Genomic DNA, 20,100 nt, shown 5'->3' on the forward strand with positions numbered 1-20,100 from the left:
ATGTAACGCAGTGGCTTTATCGCACATTTATTTACATTCATCCTTTTTATTTTCTTGCAGATGACGGACAATAGCAGCAATTGAACCTGCAGAGTGAAATTATGCAATTCCCAAATGATGATAACGGTGAACTTTTAGCTGAGATTGCCGCTGCTGGCGTTGATCTGACGCAAATGCAGAATATCGATTTTTATATTCTTTTCGAGCAAGCTGATGATGCTAAGCGCTTCAGTAGCGCGATTGAGAAAGATGAATTAGCACCTAAAACCCAGTTACAACAATGTCCTGATACTGGCGTTTGGGAAGTGATCACCACAGTGACTATGGTCCCTATGCACGAGCTGCTGAGTCAGACAGAGCAATACCTAGAAAGCATAGCCAATGGCTATGAAGGATATGGTGATGGCTGGGGCTTAATGGCCTCGGAAGAATAAACTTGCTACAGAAAAGCTAACTTTTGTCGGCCTTTCTGTAGTTTCCTTGATAATCAAACAGCTTTTCAGAAACCTGCCAACCAAACTTCTTGTGTAATTTAGCAATCACAAAATCCGGTGCAATTAAGTCAGTATCTATCACTTCTTCAGCTGACTGCCATTGCGCAGGTGCCGATGTTGACTTTCTCCGCTTTGCAAATTGCTGGTGGAATATAAATAGGCTCTTTTGATTAGAAAAGTCATAGACTTCACTGCAACTTGCCCCATCCTCATCAAAGTAAGTAATTTTTAATTTATTGCCACCGAGTACTTCGCTACATAGCCCGCTACAGCGTAATACCATTGCATGTTTTAAATTCAGTGCCGCGCGCAGCTTATCATCTGGGTCTGCCATTATTCCGCCGCACTGATGACATTGCCTTGCAGCAATATCATTTTCTGCACCGCACTGCTCACATTCTTTAAACTTAAAACGATAATCACATTGCTGTGAGTGACCTTCATCGTCTTCAAGCAACCCCTGACAGCGCCTACCAAAATGCTCAATAAGCTTGCCTTGCTCGTCTACCTTGCCCCAGAAAATATTGGCAAAGCCACAACCAGGACACAGCACCTGTACGGGCTCATTGTCTGAATTTGGCTTTTTACTTCCCACTTCAGGTGCAAATAAGTCAAAGTCATTGCCAGCATAATCAATGACAAAGCAATCTTCTTTATTTTCGTCTAACCTAAGTCCTCTGCCTACAATCTGCTGATAGAGGCTCACGGACTCCGTGGGTCTCAAGATAGCGATAACATCAACATGGGGCGCGTCAAACCCGGTAGTCAGCACAGAAACATTCACTAAATACTTAATTTCTCTATTTTTGAACTGGACGATAAGTGCATCTCTCACGGCAGATTTGGTTTCACCCGTTATTAGCGCACTATATTGCTCAGGTAAATAGCCGAGAATTTCTTTTGCATGCATAACCGTCGCGGCAAAAATCATTACGCCGACCCTATTCTCACTTAGCGCTAGTAAGTGCGAGATAATGCTTTTTGTTGCACGGGTCTGAGCCTGTAATAATGTATTCATATCAGATTCTGAATAACGCCCAAATGAATCTGTACTTAAACTAGAAAAGTCATAATTTTCAACCGCTGGATCAATTTTTTTAGGTGGCGTTAGGTACGAGTTTTTTATCATATATCTGAGCGGCAGCTCATAAATACACCGCTTAAATGGTGATTCTGCTTTCCCCCTCACAAAACCGTGATAATGCTTATGATATATCCATCCCATACCCAAGCGATAAGGTGTTGCTGTTAAGCCCAGTAACTTTAATTCAGGATTAAATTCAGTCAGCTGGTTTAAAATTTGCTGATACTGACTATTATCATCACCACTTACTCGGTGACATTCATCAATGATAACTAATGAATAGAATTGATTAAGTTGTGACAAATTTCGAGACAACGACTGCACACTGGCAAAAGTCACCTGATGCTGTAACGACTTTTCTTTTAATCCAGCAGAAAAAATGCTCGCTTGTAATCCATAGCTTTTATATTTTTGTGCATTTTGTTCTACAAGCTCTTTAACATGAGTCAACACTAATATTTTGTGCCTAGCAAGCCGTGCAAGCTCCGCAATAACTAAACTCTTTCCGGCGCCAGTAGGCAAAACAATTACTGCAGACTCGCTAGATTTACGAAAGTGGAGCAGTGTATTTTGTACCGCTTCCTGCTGATAAGGTCTTAAAACGTAAATAAGCGCCTCAGGGGATATATAATTAAGTCAAAAAAGGCGTACCTACTAAGGTACGCCTTTTATTTAAGCAATTTAAACAAAGGTTGTTCAACACCGAACCACCTTCATAATAAAGCATTATTAGATTAGATAATCATCTAGGTTAACACCTTGGAATACTTTAGGTGTTTTACCACGGCCAGTCCACTCGATTACCTCACCGTCTTTTTCAATACGGTATTTTGCTTTTACTTTAGAACGACGGTCAGCTGACGTAGTGCCCACTAAATCATCAAGCGTAAGTCCTTTTTCTTTCAGCATAGCCAATACCTCTTCTTTAGCTTGCTGTTGTTCCTTTTGCTCGTCCAGTGCTTTTTGGATAAGCTCTAACGCTTTTTCTAAATCACCGTAGCTTGCATTTTTAATAAAAGACTTGATCTCACGCATTGATACTCTCTCAATTAAGCTTAGTTTTAATATTTATATTGAATACTATATTAAAATTAATAAAAAACAAATTGTATTCTGTGAATTTTAATTTTGTTACGAAAAAAGCGCCATAATAGCGCTTTCTAGTTAGGATTAAGAAGATTTAATTACATTTTGTTTAAATCTCATTCAACTTTCCAGTCAATAGTTGTACCCGCTTTAATAGGAACAACAGATCCTTCACCTAATTTGTATGCATCAGGCACTTGCCAAGGAGACTTAGTCAGCGTAATGGTATCTGTATTGCGTGGTAAGTCATAAAAGTCCGGACCAAAGTGACTCGCAAAGCCTTCTAATTTATCAAGCTCTCCCGCGTCTTCAAATGCTTCGGCGTATAGCTCTATTGCGGCATGTGCAGTGTATGCACCGGCACAGCCACATGCGGCTTCTTTTTTATCTTTCGCATGAGGGGCTGAATCAGTGCCCAAAAAGAATTTCTTACTTCCGCTTGTCGCCGCTTCAATTAGCGCTTGTTGATGTGTATTACGTTTTAAGATAGGTAAGCAATAATAGTGAGGGCGAATACCACCAGCCAACATATGATTGCGGTTATAAAGCAAGTGATGAGCAGTGATAGTTGCTGCAACGTTGTCAGGTGCTTGATTGACAAAATCAACGGCATCTTTTGTTGTGATATGTTCGAGTACGATTTTTAGCGCTGGAAAGTTATCAACGACTTTAGATAGCTTCGTCTCAAGGAATACTTTTTCTCTATCAAAAATATCAATAGATGAGTCCGTCACTTCACCGTGCACAAGCAGCAACATGCCAACTTCTTGCATCGCTTCAAGTGCTGGATACACGTTTTCAATATCCGTTACCCCCGACGCTGAGTTTGTCGTCGCACCGGCTGGATACAACTTAGCAGCAACGATATGACCGGTTGCTTTCGCTTTTTTTATTTCTTCAGGAGTAGTGTTATCCGTAAGGTACAACACCATTAGAGGCTGAAAGTTACCTTGAGGATTAGCGGCCATTATGCGGTCACGATAAGCCAAAGCAGTCTCTGTGCAAGTTGCTGGTGGGACCAGATTTGGCATGATAATCGCGCGGCCCATATAGCGACTAATATCTCTTACCGTATCGACCAATACATCACCATCACGTAGGTGCACATGCCAATCATCTGGTCGTGTAATCGTTAGCGTTTGTTTGCTCGTCATTGCTCTCTTCCACTGCTGAATTTGCCCGATCATAGGCTGCACATGGGTGTTAGTAAAGTTTTTCAGGCCAACCGCAGATTATTTCACTTTGTGAGTTTACTTTAGCGCGTTTTCATTTTTCACAATATTGGTAAATATGTACAATTTAAGTTAACTTAGTAGCATCTTTTCATGAGAAATATGTATGCTATCTGAGAACCAAAAATTAGAATCAAAAACTGAGCAGCTTAGCATCATTAACCAGTTTTCTTCGTCGCTGCTGCATCTAACCAAACTTGACGAATTATTTGAATACGTTACGACACAGGTTGTCAACCGACTGGGGTTTGTCGATTGTGTTATCTATCTCGCTGATCCTTACCAAGAATATCTAGAAGTCGCTGCAAGTATGGGCGTTTCCCATGCTAATGGTGATTATCGTGTTGAACAAACCAAGATAAAGATTGGTTTAGGTATTACTGGTCAAGTAGCAACGACTAGAGCGCCCTTTATTTCTGGAAACGTCGCCGCTCACCCTATGTACATTGCTGACTTACGACCCGCCATGTCAGAGCTTTGTGTACCACTTGAGTATGACGGTCATTTAATCGGTGTGATTGACTGTGAGCATCCAGAGGCCGATTATTTTACCTCCGCGCATTTACAGATATTATCGACGGTCGCACATCTGCTCAGTGCCAAAATCCACCAGTTACGTACCTTAGAAAACCTCCAAACCACGATTGCCCAGTTACACCAAGCACAGAATTTAGAAAAGTCCCTGCTTAAAATTGCAAACATCACTTACCGCTTTGAGAACCTTGAAGCTTTTTATGATGACTTATATAAAATCATTGCCTCTCAGCTTTGCGCCGAGAACTTCTTTATCGGCCTTTATGATACTCAACAGGATATTTTAGAAATCGATTATTTGATTGAGGGAGGCGAAAAATGTAATGCACATCAAAAAGTATCAAAAGATCAGATTAAGCATACTGCATCCTACTATATACTGAAGAACCAACGACCACTGCTGTGTGATAACAATCAATTTAGAATGCACATTACGCGGGGTGATTTTAAAATGGTGGGCCGCTCGCCGCGCTCTTGGTTAGGCGTACCATTTTTGGTTAATGATCAATATCAGGGCGTGATTGTACTGCAAAGCTACAATAACGACCAAGCTTTCGTGAATCATGATTTATCTATTTTGACTTATATAAGTCGCCAAGTCAGCATGGCCATAGACCGGCAGCTTTCACGACAAGCGTTAGAGCATAGAGCCTTACATGACGACTTAACAGGTCTTGCCAATCGCTATTTATTGTTAGAGCGGATCAAGCATGCCATTTTGAGGCTTGCACGAATCGAGTCCTCTAATTTGCACTGCCTAATTTATCTGGATTTAGACAGATTTAAGAGCATTAATGACTCACTTGGCCACGATGTTGGTGACCATTTCTTGATTGCTATTGTCGAGATGATAAATGGCTGTATTCGCAAAACCGATACATTCGCGCGGCTCGGGGGTGATGAGTTTGCAATTTTTATGGAAAATGTCCAAGACAGGCAACAAGTCACTCTGCTACTTGATAGGATCACCACAGCAATAACCAAGCCCCTTCATATAGATGGTCATGTTCTGCAAGCTTCTGGCAGTATTGGCGTTGCCTTCACTGATAACGAATCCGATAGCGCAATTAATTTACTGCAGCAAGCAGATGCCGCCATGTACGAAGCAAAATCTTCGGGTCGGGGTCAGGTCTGCTATTTTAATAATGCCATGCGCAAGCGCCTAAAACAGCAAGCCGATATTGAAAATGATCTGCAACATGGCATAAAAAACAATGAATTTGCGCTGTACTATCAGCCGATATTTTCTCTCACGACTGGCGCTATTGTGAGCTTTGAAGCCCTTGTCCGTTGGTTTCACCCCAAAAATGGTCTCGTCTCTCCAGATGCTTTTATTCCAATTGCAGAGCAAACCGGACAGATCATTGAACTTGACTTACATTTGTTGGAATTAGCAGCCAAACAACTCAAACGTTGGAAAGCGCAAAAGCTGCCGAAAACTCGCGTTACGGTAAATGTTTCATCGCGACATTTCGCAAGCTTAGAGTTCGTAGATACAATTCAGCAACTTTATCATCATTATGAGCTTACACCTGGCTCTTTATGTTTGGAAATCACAGAATCTGGATTAATAGCAAACTTAGCTCTTGCAACCAAAATTATTCAAGGATTAGAATCCCTTGGAGTGAAGCTTTATCTTGACGACTTTGGCACCGGTTACTCTGCTTTAGGTTATTTGCACCAGCTCCCCATTCATGTGCTTAAAATTGATAAGAGCTTTATTGACCAACTAACTGAAAGAGAAAACCCCCTAGTTGATGCGATTTTGAAGCTTGCACAATCACTTAACCTGACCGTTGTCGCCGAAGGTATCGAGCTCGAAACCCAGTGGCAGCTATTAAAGCAAAAAGGCTGTCAATTTGGTCAAGGTTATATTGTTTCTAAACCACTCGCCGCAGATCAAGCGATGGCATTTTTACTGAGTAGAAACTAGCAAATACCCATTGTTTATAAACAATGGGTATTTAGACTGGTTTAGTTTAACTTCTACCTAATTCGCTTCTAAGCTCCTTGGTTGCTGCCACCATATTCTCAAGTGCAGCCCGGGTTTCTGGCCATGCTCGGGTTTTTAGCCCGCAATCTGGATTCACCCATAATCTTTCTACTGGGATTTTCTTCGCTGCTTTGTGAATTAAGTCTTTTATCCAAGCCACCTCAGGGACGTTTGGCGTGTGAATATCATAAACACCAGGCCCGATGTCATTGGGGTAGTCAAAATCTTCAAAGGCGTCGAGTAAGGTCATATTTGAACGTGACGTTTCAATTGTGATCACGTCCGCATCCATATCCGCTATGGCGGCGATAATATCGTTAAACTCCGAATAACACATATGCGTATGGATCTGTGTTTCGTCATTCACACCACTTGCAGATACCCTAAACGCATATGCCGCCCACGCTAAGTAAGTTTTCCACTGACTGGCTTTGAGTGGCATCCCCTCTCTAAAAGCAGGTTCATCGATTTGGATCACCTTAATCCCTGCATTTTGCAAATCTACCACTTCATCTCTCAGTGCTAATGCGATTTGATTCGCGATGCTCGGCTTGTCTAAGTCATCTCTGACAAACGACCAAAATAAAATAGTCACCGGCCCTGTTAGCATGCCCTTCATCGGTTTTTTGGTTAAGCTCTGTGCATAACTCGTCCACTTCACTGTCATTGGTGCTGCACGCGAGACATCTCCCCAGATCACAGGGGGTTTAACACAGCGCGACCCATAACTTTGCACCCAACCAAACTGAGTAAAGGCAAAACCTTCGAGTAATTCACCAAAATACTCAACCATATCATTGCGCTCTGCTTCGCCATGTACAAGCACATCTAAGTTAAGCGCTTCTTGTTCTTCAACGGCATAACGGATCTCCGCTTCCATCTGGCTTTGATAAGCATCAGTACTCAACGTACCCGCTTTATAATCACGTCGCGCCTTACGAATAGCTTGGGTTTGTGGGAAAGAGCCTATCGTTGTGGTTGGCAATAAGGGTAAATTTAGCGATTGTGCTTGCTTTTTAATTCTGGTTGCGAATTCACTCGTGCGTTGACCGTCTTTTGTTGTAAGCGCTGAAACACGCTGCTGCACCTCATTATTATTCACTCGAGTAGAAGTCAAACGCGCTTTTACAGGCTTAGAATATTCGACCAACTGGGTAATATCACGCTGCTCCAATGCATTTTTCAATAATGCCAGCTCTTGCCCTTTTTGTTTGGCAAATGCGAGCCAAGACTTTAACTCACTATCAAGCTTTTGCTCTTGCTCTAAGTCCACTGGCGTATGTAATAATGAGCACGAAGGAGCGAGCCAGAGATTATCACCGCGACGTTCATGAACCAGAGCAAGTTGCTGATATACACCTTCGAGATCCGAGCGCCAAATGTTACGACCATTCACAATCCCGAGAGACAGTACGCTATCTTGCCCAACTACTTCCTCTAACGCAGCCAAGTCGTAGTTTGCCGTTACGCAGTCAAAATGCACGCCTTCTACGGGGTAAGATTGAATATCTTCAACATGCGCTTGTACGGAGTCAAAATAACTGGCCAACAACACTTTTACTCCTTGGCCACTCAACGCATCAAAACTCCGGCGCAGCGCGTTACGATAAGCATCGTCGATTTCCAGTGCTAAAATAGGTTCATCAATTTGTACCCACTCAACACCTTGAGCTGCAAGCTTGGCAAGTACCTGCTGATATACAGCCAATAACTTATCTAATAAAACTAATTTATCAAACTCTTGGCCAACACATTTAGCTAAGTAGAGATAGGTTACCGGGCCGACCAAGACGGGTTTTGCTCGGTAGCCAAGTAATTGTGCTTCCTCTACTTGAATGAATAACTCAGTCCAAGTCAGAGCAAACTCCTGTGTTTGAGTTAGCTCAGGGACGATGTAATGATAATTGGTGTTGAACCATTTTGTCATTTCACTTGCTGCACACGCACAGCCGCTAGGTGCTCGACCCCTGCCAATCCGAAACAAAGTATCGAGATTTACAGACTCATCATTTTTGTGACGACTAGGGATCGCGCCGACAAGTAATGAAATATTCAACACGTGGTCATACCAAGCGAAATCGCCAACTGGGATAAGGTCAACACCAGCATCAGCTTGCAATGCCCAATTTTCTGCACGAATGCGCTTTCCTTCCGCGATTAAGTCGTCTTGCGTTAAGTCGCCCGACCAATAGCGCTCTACTGCAAATTTAAGTTCACGTTTTTTGCCTACGCGTGGAAAACCCAAATTATGTGTTAATGCCATGATTTTAATTCCGTCTAGATGTATGGATGTCTAAATTTAATTATCATAATCAAAAACAACAATTGATGCTTTTTCAGATTTCATATGAATAAAATTAATTTGTAATTTTTTGCAAAATTTTTACAGAAGTAGTGACAACGCTGTCATTTTTAGTGTTATAGTGGATTTGTGAATTTTTGAACAATTCACCGTAGGTATTTAGACGTCTAGACATTGATAATAACTAAATAGAATCGTAATATTGAGTAATGCTGAGATTTGCTCACTTCAAATATGAGAATTGTTGATAATGATTGATATAAAGCACCTAAAGACTATCTCCACCTTGAAAGAAACTGGTTCTCTTGTGAATACAGCACGAGAGCTATTCCTGACTCAATCCGCTTTATCTCATCAGATCAAAGATCTAGAGAACAAACTCGACTGCCAACTATTCGAGCGCAAGACCCAACCGGTACGCTTTACCCCTCAAGGCATGTTGCTATTAGAGCTCGCCAATGATGTATTGCCTAAAGTTGAAGCAACAAAGTGTCGTTTGAAGGAAAGCCTTAACCAGCCCATCTCACAACTCAGATTAAGCGTGGAATGTCATGCTTGTTTTCACTGGTTGCTGCCAACGATTAAAGAATTCAATACCTTTTGGCCTGACATTAAAGTCGATTACGAACGAGGCTTTAGCTATGATGCGATTCCTGACCTTATTGAAGATGAGCTGGACTTAGTGCTTACTTCGGACATTCGAGAACCAGAACAGCTCGAATACGCGCATCTTTTTGACTTTAAATTAAAGTTAATCGTTGCACCAGATCACGAATTGGCCAAGAAGGCCTATGTCACAGCACTCGACCTAAAAGATGAAACCATCATTTCTTACCCTATTCCTCGCGAGCGTCAGGACATATTTAAGCACTTTATTCAAAATGCACGCTTTGATGGTACGCTAAAAACCGTCGATCAAGGTTTATTAATCTTCCAACTTGTGAGTGCAGGTATGGGGGTTGCGGCATTACCAGACTGGTTGGTCACACCGTATGAAAGCCAAGGGCTGATTAAATCGATTCCTCTAGGCGCTCTTGGGCTAAATCGTCCAATGTATTTAGCAATGAAGAAAAGCATGAAAGATAACCCTGTTTATCGCCATTTCCTCAATACTTGCCGTAAAACCACGGCAAGATAGTTGACTGGGCTCTTTTTGAGCCCTAACTGTTATACATTTCTACAGCTCCCATCTCATGCTAGCATTGCGTCAGGCTTATCTAAATCTAAGGCATGTTTAAATGTTTGAAGTCAAAAAGGTTATCGGTCAACTTCTGATGCCGTTACCGTTATCTTTGGTTGCACTTATGGGGCTCATGTTTTTTATCGCCAAAACACGCAAAGGGCCGTATATCGCAGTCTGGTTGGTCCTACTAACTACTTGGAGCATATCCACTCCTTATGTCGCGCAACACATTATCGAGTGGGATAAGGGCACGCTCACCGCATTCAATCCAAGCAGGCACAAAAACATAGACAGAATTGTTGTGCTTGGTTGTAATTTATACCCCGATGATTCCCTCCCCAGTAATGCTCAACTAGGTAGTTGCGGTTTAGCTCGACTAGTTGAAGGCATTAGACTTGCTAATATTTACCCAAAAGCCCAGCTGTATGTTTCTGGTTATGGCTATGGCAACGCAACAAGCGCAGGACTCATGGCTAAAACTGCACAGAGCTTAGGTATTTCCGCTACCCGTATCAAGCAAAACCACAATGCCAAAGACACCGCAGACGAAGCGAAAATGCTCGCGCCCGTTTTGGTAGATTATGATGTTGCACTTGTCACGTCAGCTTCGCACATGAAACGCGCAAAAAACCTATTTGAAGCACAAGGCGTTGAAGTATTCCCTGCCCCGACAGAGTTTTATAATTTTAAGTCACTCCCATTAAGTCGGCAGTTTATCGCAAATGATAAGGCGCTAGATATAGTCACTCGAATTTGGCATGAACAAGTTGGTAGTATGTGGATCACGATACGTCGCATTATCGACCCTGAAGCACTTTAAGCGTCGAAAAAGGCATCAAAACCAGGCTAAAGTTCGATAAATTGGCGCTGAAAAACGTAAAAAATTGAAAATTTGCGCAAATATGGGTATAAATAGAGTTTAATCTTAACCCGCGTATCCGCGTACAACACGACTAGGATCTACGATGAGTAAACTAGATAAAACTGAAGTACTAAGCGCTTTCGAAGCTGCGTACGAAGCTGCACATGGCAAAAAGCCTGAAATCACTGCAAAGCCAGGTTGGTATAGCATCGATGGTGGCAAAAACATGCGTCTTGCTGAGGTAGCTGAATTAACAGAAGAGCTAACTTCAGGGTCAGCTGTAGCAAGTGAGACAACGCAGGCGCCTGCCAAAAAAGCGAAAACGACTAAGAAAGCGCCGAAGGCAGCAGCTGTAAAATCAGCAAGCTTTACTATCGTTACAGAAAACGAAGATGGCTTCAAAGCGGAAGAACAGTGGATTGCTGAACTAGCAGCAAAAGATCACGACTGTCGCTTACCTCGTGGTGTTGTGTAAGCACAGTTTCATGAGTGAAGAAACCTCGCAGCTGCGAGGTTTTTTTTGGTCTGCAACAATCAATACCGATTCAACCTGAGCGAAGAAGAGCTATTTTTATGACGTAAATTGAGCAGGGCGGCGCTCCAAACCAGGATAATCAAGCAAGTTAGTGACACCCAGCCTAATAAAAAAGTCAACGAAGCAAGCGGCAATTCCGGCCACTTTCCTGCCATACCATAACCCGCAATTGTGCGATGGGCGTAAAAACAAATACATAAGACCAATCCGAAACTCAACGCTAGTGATACCATTACACCTCGGTATTCATCTTTGCGGCGCAATTTAAACTGCCGCTTGATATACATGTAAGTACCACTGAGAACCAAAAATGAGAGCACAACCCCAAATATAAACCACAGTATCTTCCCCCATATCCCCGCAAAATTGCCAAAATGTAGAGGGTCTGCGGTGTCGGATAATCGCCAATATAGCCCTTGGCTCGATGCTGTTTGGCTATAAACAACTTCCCCCGTGTAAGGGTTGACATAGATCTTGTTTGCCCTATCCCGAACTATCCAATCCTGCGATTGTCCTTCAGCATAAAAATAACCCCCAGAATAGCGAATAGCTTTCACCTCAAGATCGGGTCTCGTCGCTTTTACTATTGCGAATAATTCCACAACAGACAATTGTGGTTTATCCTGTCTCGGCAGTTCTGCCAAGGGATTAACGGCAAAATCCCCAACATCAGTATAAGCTGTTTTACCATCGACCATATCCATTCGTACAAACTCAAATAGATACCAGATACTCGTAAGCGAAATAACAACCGCAAGCCATAAGCCCCACGTCCCACTTATTTTATGCATACTTGCCATTTTGGCACGTGCATCCCCGCTAAACGTAAATACAAATAACTTTTTCCACCAGAGGCGATATACATAATGCGCACTCACGGTCGAAATACACAAAGGAACTGCAAAGATAAGCACAAGATAGTATGAAATGATGCTGTCAAACACGCCGAAAAAATGCATGTGGAAATCGCGAAAAAAGCGCTGAATATTAAAAAAACTACTTTCACCTTGGATAGCTCCTGAAAGTGGATCGACATAAACGTGTTGCCAAGGACTATCAGGCATCCGCATCACGATATCATACGAAAAATAGGTATCAGGACCTGTAAAGGCAATCCCTATTCGGGCGTCAGGATACGCCTTTTGTACCATCTCGTAAGCTGCTGCTAAGCTTATGTTTGATTGCCCGTCTACTGCCCTCACCTGATCGTTGAATAGCCAATCTAGTTCGTGGGCAATACTCGCAAACGCGCCAGTCCAGCATATTATGAACAGCAACACCCCAAACCACACGCCACTCAAACTATGCCAGTTGAACCATTGTTTTGCCGTCATGGACCACCCAATAGCGAAGACATAAAACGACTTCACTTCCTTGCCTTGTATTAATATTCAAACATAGATAAGCCCTATGACAGCGCCATCCAACCTAATTGACATCCCCCCTAACAATCAGATCCTAACAACTATGAGATTTGGGTAAGCCATTATTTTTGCAATAATTCATTTTTTGCATTACCCCTTATAGTAACAAAAAGAATTATCATTTAGAATTGAAAATAATTTCTGTTTTCAGTTAGAACTATTCAAAAGCTTGGTTCAATCTCAGAAAAATAGCTCCTACATATCATAGGAACTTTCATCTTTATCTCTTGTGACGAAAAAACAATTTAGGAAAGGAAACACCCATGCAAACCAAAGCGCATCAATCTACAGCACTAGCTCTGATGTTATCACTCCTTTATTTTTCTCCAAATGCGGCAGCAAAAGCCGAGCGCGACAATATTGAACGGATCAGTGTTGTAGGCCAGCCAATCAAGCGTAACTCGGGTCCAACAGGACTTGACCTTACCATTAAAGAAACCCCCCAGTCTGTTACCGTGTTAAGCCACGATTACATAGAAGACTTCGAACTGAATGATCTTGAGGACATCATGGTACAGGCAACAGGCATCTCAAGATACAAATTTGGAGCGGGTGATAATACTGAGTTTACTTCTCGTGGGTATCTCGTCAATGCATTGGTTAAAGATGGCTTACCGACCTCAATTGCTGGACCACAAGAGAGTCGCTTAGACACTATTGTCTATGACCGAGTAGAGGTTCTTCGGGGCGCTGCGGGGTTAATGGCGGGTGCAGGACAACCATCGGCAACATTAAATGTCATCACAAAACAACCAGACCGAAGTGGATTTGTTGAAGTTGGTGCTGAGATTGGCTCTTGGAATAAAGTGCGTACACACATAGATGCAACAGGCTCCCTAACGAAAGATGAAGCATTGGCCGGACGAGTTATTCTTGCCTATGAGGAAAGAGATAGCTTTGTCGACAAAGAAAATAGTAATAAGATCGTCGCATACACCCAATTACATCATTATTTCTCCGAAGATACCGAAGCCTCGCTTAGTGTTCATTACCAAGACAATGAACTGAAACTATCACCCTGGGGATTACCCATTTTTTACTCTGATGGTAGTTCCGTCGAAATAGACAAGAAAACAAATTTATCATCGCCAGATAGTCACAACGGCAATACCCACCAAAGTTATCATTTAAAATTATCTCACCAAATCAATTTAGATTGGGAACTTAACTTTGGCGCACAATACAGTAAAACAGAAGCTGACATTACCTTGACCTACTTTAGTGGTAACCCAGACAAAGAAACAGGTCTTGGCCTTCAAGGCGGTGACAGACGCTGGGTTGAAACGGTTGATGGGACTAATTTTATTTTGGGACTGGTTGGTCGGTTTGAGTTATTTGACCGCGCACATCAGGTGAATATCACCTATTTAAATGCCGATTTTGAGTCCACAGACGATCGCTTCGAAGAACTGGATGAAAACGCGAGAACAGTATTTTATCCACTCCAATCGATTAATAACCTTCACCCAGCCGCTCATTTAACTGCGACAGATAAGCAATTTATTGGCTATTGGGACAAAACGACGAAAGAACAGAGTATTGCACTCAGCAGTAAGTTAACGTTAACGGATGACCTTCATGCCATTGTTGGTGTCAAATTTTTTGATTATGAACGTACCAATGAGCGTGACTTTGCTTGGAGCGGGTTCTCAAGCGACAAAGGTGAAGAAACCGGTGAGAGCTTATACTTGGGGCTGGTTTACGATCTCAATGACCAGATCAGCACGTATGCAAGTTATACCGATGCTTATGAGCCGCAACTGGATAAAGTGGATGCCAATTTAAATCAATTAGCACCAATCACCGCCCGGAACTTAGAAGTCGGCATTAAAACCACCCTTTGGGATGATAAACTACGTCTAAACGTCGCTTACTTTGATAGTTTAAAGGAAGACTTCGGTGTTGTTATCCCCGAATATGCAGACGAAAGACCTGCTAGGTATCGACCCGTAGATGGTGCAGAAGCTGATGGATTTGAAGTTGAATTAGAAGCAAAACTGACAGATGATTGGCAAGTAAACTTTGGTTACAGTGATTTTGATGTTGTCGATGAGCATGGCGAAGATATTAACTTGTATGCACCAAGACAAACGCTCAATACGAGCACCAAGTATACTTATGGGGCTTGGCGATTAGGGCTAAATGCAACTTGGGATACGGACAGAAAAGTCGATATTTTAAACGTCCCAGGAGTTGACCTTGGACTTCCAACAGGTGGTCGTCGAGGCGCAGTGCGTGCAGATCAAGATAGCCAGCTTTTACTAAATGCACACGTCAAATATCAATTTTCTAGCCAACTGAGCGTTAAACTGAATATCAGTAATCTCACAGATGAAGGCTATTACGATACTTACGGTTTCGTGCCGAAAAAGTACAGCGAGCCTAGAGCATACAATTTAAGTATGGAATATCTGTTTTAACGTAAAGCACTATGCAAATGCTGTGGCGTGATAGGGTTACAACACCTTTAAAACTTAGCTGCAGCAGCAAAATGCCTATAATACCAATTGAATTAATTCTCTAATCAATTTGAAGGGTGAAATAGCATATTAGCTTCGTTAAAAATTTCTCATTTAGAACAACTAAATAGCAAAATTTTTGCCTTGCTACTAAAGCTATTTCCCCGCTTCAAGATAGATCATTTACTTAATACAACTGGTATAAATAAAGCGCGGGCTTCTGACTAGAAACCCGCGCTTTTCTATCTCACACCAATTTACGTAACTGTGTTTTCAATCCCAAGAGCCGAACCTCCCAAATTAAGTACTAAGTCGAGTTGCCATTAAACCTTAAATACCGACACTTGACCGTTTAACTGCTCAGCTAACGCCTCTAAGTCATTACTCACATCTGCATTACTCTGCGCACTTCGAGTAATTTCAGAAATACTGCTACTGAAATCATTAATATTTTCGCTGATTTCCGCAACCACCGTTGTTTGTTCTTCCGTTGCCGTTGAAACCTGAATATTCATACCGACGATTTCATCCACCGCCTTGTCTATATCAGTCATGATTTGAGCTGACTCATTGGCCCTATCAACTCCTGCAGCTGCACTCGACTGTGCATTCTCCATTGACGACACGGCATTTTGTGCCATGCCCTGTAACTTACTGATCATATCTCGGATCGATTCCGTAGCTTTTTGCGTGTTGTGTGCCAATTGCCTAACTTCATCAGCAACAACCGCGAAGCCTCGACCTGATTCCCCAGCTCTCGCCGCTTCTATTGCAGCGTTTAATGCCAAAAGATTTGTTTGTTCAGCCACACCTTGGATCATTAGCACGACTTGGTTGATTTCATTCGACTGGTCGTTCAACGCTTTAATTAACTGCGCGTTATCTCCCACCTCACTGGCAAGACGCTCGATGGCCTGAATATTTTGCGAAATAACATCCATCCCCTGCTTTGCAAGCTGACCCGACATCTCTGCTTTGTTTGCGGTATTCATTGCATTATGTGCAACCTCCTGAATTGCACTACTCATTTCTGTCGCTGCGGTTGCGATCATTACCGTTTGCTGCTCTTGTTCTTGTGAAGTGCCCGCAATTGACTGACTAATTCCATTTAGCTCGTTGGATGTTGAGGACAGACTATTCACCATCGTAACTAGGTTGGTAACTAACTCATGTAAGCTCGACACCATAGTATTGAAGTCGTTTCCTATCTCACTCAGCTCGTCCTGCCCCTCAACCACTACACGTTGGGTTAAATCAGCATCTCTTGCAATGTTACCAATACGCATACGCAAACGACTGAGTGGTTCGTTAATTGACCTAAATATCAACATACCAATCATCACCATTACGATCACAATAGTAACGGAAGAGATAATCATCGCCGTTTTTGTCGCACTGGCTTCTGAGCGGCCAACATCTCTTAGTGCACTTGCCTCTGCAAGTTGTAACTCAATTAGTGCATTGTAGCTTTCACTTAAGGGGTCAAAGGCGGCATAGAGATCGCGTACAAATTTATCATAAGGAATTTCTTCAAAAGTATTTGCGTTAACTCGGTTAATATAATTAGACAGCAGTTGCTTGACACTTATCTCTGCTTTTTCAACTTGCTTTACTAAGCTTCGCTCTTCGCTCGTAAGGTCCGTGGACAAATAGCTATTCCATTCTTTTTCAGCGATATTTTTAGCTTCTTCGATTTGCTTTAACGCGGCACTGTTGGATAATTGATGGCCTCGTAACTTGTGAAAAGTATCTACAATAACCACCGCATAGTTGTCTGACACGACTTTTATTTGCCTCAGCGGTACAACTCTGTCGTCATAAATACGGTCAATGTAATTGATAAGATTTGATAATGTTCCAATTGTAAAGATAGTAGCGAGAATAAAAAACACAGCAGGTATGCCCGAAAGCGACAACAATCTGCTTTTAACTGAAACCCTATTTAGCATAGTCTGATTTTTATTGAGTAAACATAGAAATAAAGTATTACTCAAAGTTCATAGATTACAATAATAATTGCAAATTAAGCAGCGCATTATTGATATGCATCATACTTCGTAACTGTGTCTCTTAACTGTATAGGTTTGATTTTTAAACCTATTACAAAAAAAAGAGGAGAAGCTTTTATCGGCTTCTCCTCTTTTATTCCACGTCGAAATCACTTTCGCTTAACACTCTTCGTTTTCAGCGTTCATGTTCTCTTTTACATCTTCACACGCGTCTTCCACACTATTTTCTACTTCCTGAACTGTTTCATCGAAACGCTCACCAGCATCTTCCGCCGGACCTTCGCTACAACCAAAAAGTGCTAAAATTGAAACAAAACCAAATGCTTTTGCTAATGTAATTGCTGATTTCATAATCTATCTCCTAAAACCGTTTTTGTACGTTAATTCCCTTTTACCTGGGAGCTCGTGCTTTGCCAAAAATAAACGAAATAATCATAAAGGCGATAAACACAAAGAATAGAATTTTCGCCATACCTGCCGCAGCGCCAGCGATTCCAGTGAAACCTAGCACGGCTGCGACAAGTGCTAGGAATAAAAACATTACAGCCCAACTCAACATAACATTCTCCTTAGGCAGTTAGCTCTTGCAACTGCTTCATTTGATCGTGACAAGCTTGCATTCTGGTTTGAATTTGCAGTAATACACTCTTGCATTTAGGTGGAAGATCTTTGCTTAATGCTTTATCAAGCTTGCTTAACACTTTGTCTTCCACTTCTTCTAGCTGAGAAATATAGGTGTGCTCTTTGTCGGTGCTCACCATACCAACCAACTTGGTGTACGATTCACGAATGTCGATGCTAAGCGCTGAATCTGTCTCAATTTCACCTTCGTCAATAAGAACAAATGGTTGTAGATCCGAGATTGCTTGCGCTTTATCTACAATCATTTGGTCAAATACGCGGTTTAATTCGATATTATCTAGCTTCTTTTTAGCTTCAGTGTAAAAATCAACACCACCATTTAATACTTTGATGAGCTCTTTTACCGGCCCCATGTCGTAATTTGAATCTGCCATAAATAACTCCTTTCGTTGCGATATTTAATAAGTGCATTTTGCAAATATTATTTTCTGTCCCTTTCACTAATGCAGATTAAATGCCAAATCATAAACCTTTATTATATAAGGCTTTTTAATCTAAGCACCTTCAGACCGGTGAAAATATTACAAACTAGATGTAAATTATTCCTGTGATAATTGCGTACTTAAGGTTGTGCTCCCTTTAGCATTGAAATCCATAGTCCTAATTGGGAAAGGAATTAAGATATCGTTATCAGCTAATACACGGTTAATGGTGCAAATTGCTTTGTGCCTGACCACCATAAAGCCCGGATCTGCTGGGTAATCTATCCAAAACCACACTAATAGATTAATAGAGCTGTCACCAAAAGACTCTGCATAGACATCTGTTTCTTTTTGGCTTACTACGAAATCAAGCTTGTTAATTGCCTCAACAATCACCTCTCGGGCTTGCTCTGGGTCGTCCGCATACGAGATACCAACTGGTACTTCTATTCTTCGCTTGCCAAGCTTAGTGTAGTTTTGTAACTCATTCTTAAAGAGAATTTTGTTGGGGATATAAGACAGCTGGCCATAAAAGTTTTCTACTAAGGTGTTTCTCAAATTGATTTTGCTTACCGTGCCAAAGCAATCCTTGGTTCTTATAATGTCACCGACCATAAAAGGTTTTCTGACCCCCATCACAAATCCAGCGATGAGGTTCTCGGTCATGTCTTGGAATGCAAAGCCAATAGCAAGGCCAATGATCCCCGCCCCAGCCAACAATGACATTACAGCACCTGATAGTTTTACTATATCTAAAGCGAAGAAAATCCCAATGGCAATAATAGAGACTTTAAATATGGAACTAATAAGTGAAGCCACTTGTTCTGTCTTTATTGCTTTTTTAATTGCCTTTGAAAACCAAATTGAAGATATTTTAGCCAAAACTGTGAAGAATATGAGTATCATTAAGGCTAGGATCATATTCGGTAGTAACTGCACACCGGATTCAAGCCAAGAGATTAACTTATCATTAATTAACGCCCAGAATTTTTCTAAATTCATAATCAAATATTCCTATTTAAGTACTCGACAAATCTAGAATGCAGTAATCATTCCTAGTTATATTAATTAGCCGTTCATGGAAAAGGTAATTATTACAAACTAATTTACACATCTTCTCGGTAAATTCTTCCTTAAAACTTACTCCATAAAAATAAATCACATAATTATCAATAATTTAAAGGTTGGCACAACAGCTGCAACAGATAATTCGACTACGAAATTAAAGGAGTTTAATTATGAAAAAGACATTAATTGCAACTGTACTAGTATCTTCACTTACTACTGCTTCAGCATTTGCTGCTGATAACTCTTGGGAAAAAGAAGCGAGTGACGCTTGGATAGACGGTAAAGCAGAAGCAACACTGCTTTTCAACGGTGAACTGAACAACTTTGACATTAACACTGATGTAAAGAACGGCGTTGTAGTGCTAACCGGTAAAGTTGAACACTCAGTAGATAAAAAGCTGGCTGAAGAACTGGTACTAGGTATCGATGGCGTAAAAGAAGTGAAAAACGACCTGACTATCGTAGATATGTCAGATGAGCGCAAAAAAGAGCGCAATTACGAAAGCGATAGCGGTTTTACTGACGCAAAAATCGCAACAGTAATTAAGTCTCGCTATCTGTTCGACACAGATGTAGATGGTACTGACATCGATGTTGATGTGGAAGGTTTAGTCGTAACATTAAACGGTCATGTAGGTAGCGAAGCAGAGCGCAAACTTGCTGTGCAAATCGCGAAAAACGCCAATGACGTTAGAGATGTAAAAGATAACCTTCGCGTTACCACAAAATCATAAGCCAATTTTGATTTGAGGGGGGCTTTCCCCCTCCCAT

The 20,100-nt window shown here is 41.6% G+C and carries 17 protein-coding genes; 7 read left to right on the forward strand and 10 right to left on the reverse strand.

Going from position 1 to position 20,100, the window contains the following annotated elements; translation table 11 throughout:
- The first annotated feature begins 101 nt into the window (after positions 1-101).
- Positions 102-434, forward strand: a complete 333-nt coding sequence (locus tag QSH61_RS13015) for a ribonuclease E inhibitor RraB (protein ID WP_010606615.1) — start codon at positions 102-104, stop codon at positions 432-434.
- Positions 435-450: 16 nt separating this feature from the next.
- On the opposite strand, the gene radD is transcribed toward QSH61_RS13015, so the two are convergent.
- The 3 genes from radD to pyrC form a co-directional block, all read right to left on the reverse strand.
- Positions 451-2,187 (reverse strand): DNA repair helicase RadD, encoded by a 1,737-nt coding sequence (gene radD / locus QSH61_RS13020; RefSeq protein ID WP_413782975.1) that lies wholly within the window; start codon positions 2,185-2,187, stop codon positions 451-453.
- Positions 2,188-2,307: 120 nt separating this feature from the next.
- A complete protein-coding gene (locus QSH61_RS13025; protein ID WP_010606613.1) occupies positions 2,308-2,613 on the reverse strand; it encodes an H-NS histone family protein in 306 nt (101 codons plus the stop codon).
- A 167-nt stretch (positions 2,614-2,780) separates the two neighbouring features.
- Positions 2,781-3,818: a dihydroorotase gene (gene pyrC / locus QSH61_RS13030; protein ID WP_174169966.1), complete on the reverse strand. Its 1,038-nt coding sequence runs from the start codon at positions 3,816-3,818 to the stop codon at positions 2,781-2,783.
- Between the two features lie 184 nt (positions 3,819-4,002).
- On the opposite strand from pyrC, the gene QSH61_RS13035 reads away from it, so the two are divergent.
- Positions 4,003-6,363, forward strand: a complete 2,361-nt coding sequence (locus QSH61_RS13035) for a bifunctional diguanylate cyclase/phosphodiesterase (RefSeq protein WP_010606611.1) — start codon at positions 4,003-4,005, stop codon at positions 6,361-6,363.
- Between the two features lie 46 nt (positions 6,364-6,409).
- Here QSH61_RS13035 and metE read toward each other — a convergent pair whose 3' ends face one another.
- The gene (metE, locus tag QSH61_RS13040) at positions 6,410-8,686 is read right to left on the reverse strand and encodes a 5-methyltetrahydropteroyltriglutamate--homocysteine S-methyltransferase (protein WP_211200964.1); all 2,277 of its coding nucleotides are present in this window, start codon (positions 8,684-8,686) and stop codon (positions 6,410-6,412) included.
- Positions 8,687-8,975: 289 nt separating this feature from the next.
- Here metE and QSH61_RS13045 point away from each other — a divergent pair, with 289 nt between their 5' ends.
- The 3 genes from QSH61_RS13045 (at position 8,976) to QSH61_RS13055 (ending at position 11,245) form a co-directional block, all read left to right on the forward strand.
- A complete protein-coding gene (locus QSH61_RS13045) occupies positions 8,976-9,863 on the forward strand; it encodes a LysR substrate-binding domain-containing protein (RefSeq protein ID WP_010606609.1) in 888 nt (295 codons plus the stop codon).
- A gap of 100 nt (positions 9,864-9,963) precedes the next feature.
- A complete protein-coding gene (locus tag QSH61_RS13050; RefSeq protein WP_010606608.1) occupies positions 9,964-10,728 on the forward strand; it encodes a YdcF family protein in 765 nt (254 codons plus the stop codon).
- Between the two features lie 145 nt (positions 10,729-10,873).
- The gene (locus tag QSH61_RS13055) at positions 10,874-11,245 is read left to right on the forward strand and encodes a hypothetical protein (protein WP_010606607.1); all 372 of its coding nucleotides are present in this window, start codon (positions 10,874-10,876) and stop codon (positions 11,243-11,245) included.
- A 59-nt stretch (positions 11,246-11,304) separates the two neighbouring features.
- Here QSH61_RS13055 and QSH61_RS13060 read toward each other — a convergent pair whose 3' ends face one another.
- A complete protein-coding gene (locus tag QSH61_RS13060) occupies positions 11,305-12,639 on the reverse strand; it encodes a PepSY-associated TM helix domain-containing protein (protein WP_206473363.1) in 1,335 nt (444 codons plus the stop codon).
- Between the two features lie 353 nt (positions 12,640-12,992).
- On the opposite strand from QSH61_RS13060, the gene QSH61_RS13065 reads away from it, so the two are divergent.
- Positions 12,993-15,149, forward strand: a complete 2,157-nt coding sequence (locus QSH61_RS13065) for a TonB-dependent siderophore receptor (RefSeq protein WP_206473361.1) — start codon at positions 12,993-12,995, stop codon at positions 15,147-15,149.
- A gap of 362 nt (positions 15,150-15,511) precedes the next feature.
- Here QSH61_RS13065 and QSH61_RS13070 read toward each other — a convergent pair whose 3' ends face one another.
- The 5 genes from QSH61_RS13070 to QSH61_RS13090 form a co-directional block, all read right to left on the reverse strand.
- Positions 15,512-17,080 carry a methyl-accepting chemotaxis protein gene (locus QSH61_RS13070; protein ID WP_239422492.1) on the reverse strand — a complete coding sequence of 523 codons (1,569 nt, stop codon included), beginning with the start codon at positions 17,078-17,080 and terminating at the stop codon, positions 15,512-15,514.
- 276 nt (positions 17,081-17,356) lie between these two features.
- Positions 17,357-17,548 carry a hypothetical protein gene (locus QSH61_RS13075; protein ID WP_010606603.1) on the reverse strand — a complete coding sequence of 64 codons (192 nt, stop codon included), beginning with the start codon at positions 17,546-17,548 and terminating at the stop codon, positions 17,357-17,359.
- Positions 17,549-17,588: 40 nt separating this feature from the next.
- Positions 17,589-17,756 (reverse strand): DUF1328 domain-containing protein, encoded by a 168-nt coding sequence (locus QSH61_RS13080; protein ID WP_010378934.1) that lies wholly within the window; start codon positions 17,754-17,756, stop codon positions 17,589-17,591.
- 10 nt (positions 17,757-17,766) lie between these two features.
- Positions 17,767-18,213: a PA2169 family four-helix-bundle protein gene (locus tag QSH61_RS13085; protein ID WP_102057237.1), complete on the reverse strand. Its 447-nt coding sequence runs from the start codon at positions 18,211-18,213 to the stop codon at positions 17,767-17,769.
- Between the two features lie 165 nt (positions 18,214-18,378).
- The gene (locus QSH61_RS13090; protein WP_206473360.1) at positions 18,379-19,263 is read right to left on the reverse strand and encodes a mechanosensitive ion channel family protein; all 885 of its coding nucleotides are present in this window, start codon (positions 19,261-19,263) and stop codon (positions 18,379-18,381) included.
- A gap of 236 nt (positions 19,264-19,499) precedes the next feature.
- Here QSH61_RS13090 and QSH61_RS13095 point away from each other — a divergent pair, with 236 nt between their 5' ends.
- Positions 19,500-20,063 (forward strand): BON domain-containing protein, encoded by a 564-nt coding sequence (locus tag QSH61_RS13095; protein WP_010606600.1) that lies wholly within the window; start codon positions 19,500-19,502, stop codon positions 20,061-20,063.
- Positions 20,064-20,100 lie beyond the last annotated feature (37 nt).

The organism is Pseudoalteromonas sp. JC3 (assembly GCF_030291895.1).
Taxonomy (GTDB): domain Bacteria; phylum Pseudomonadota; class Gammaproteobacteria; order Enterobacterales; family Alteromonadaceae; genus Pseudoalteromonas.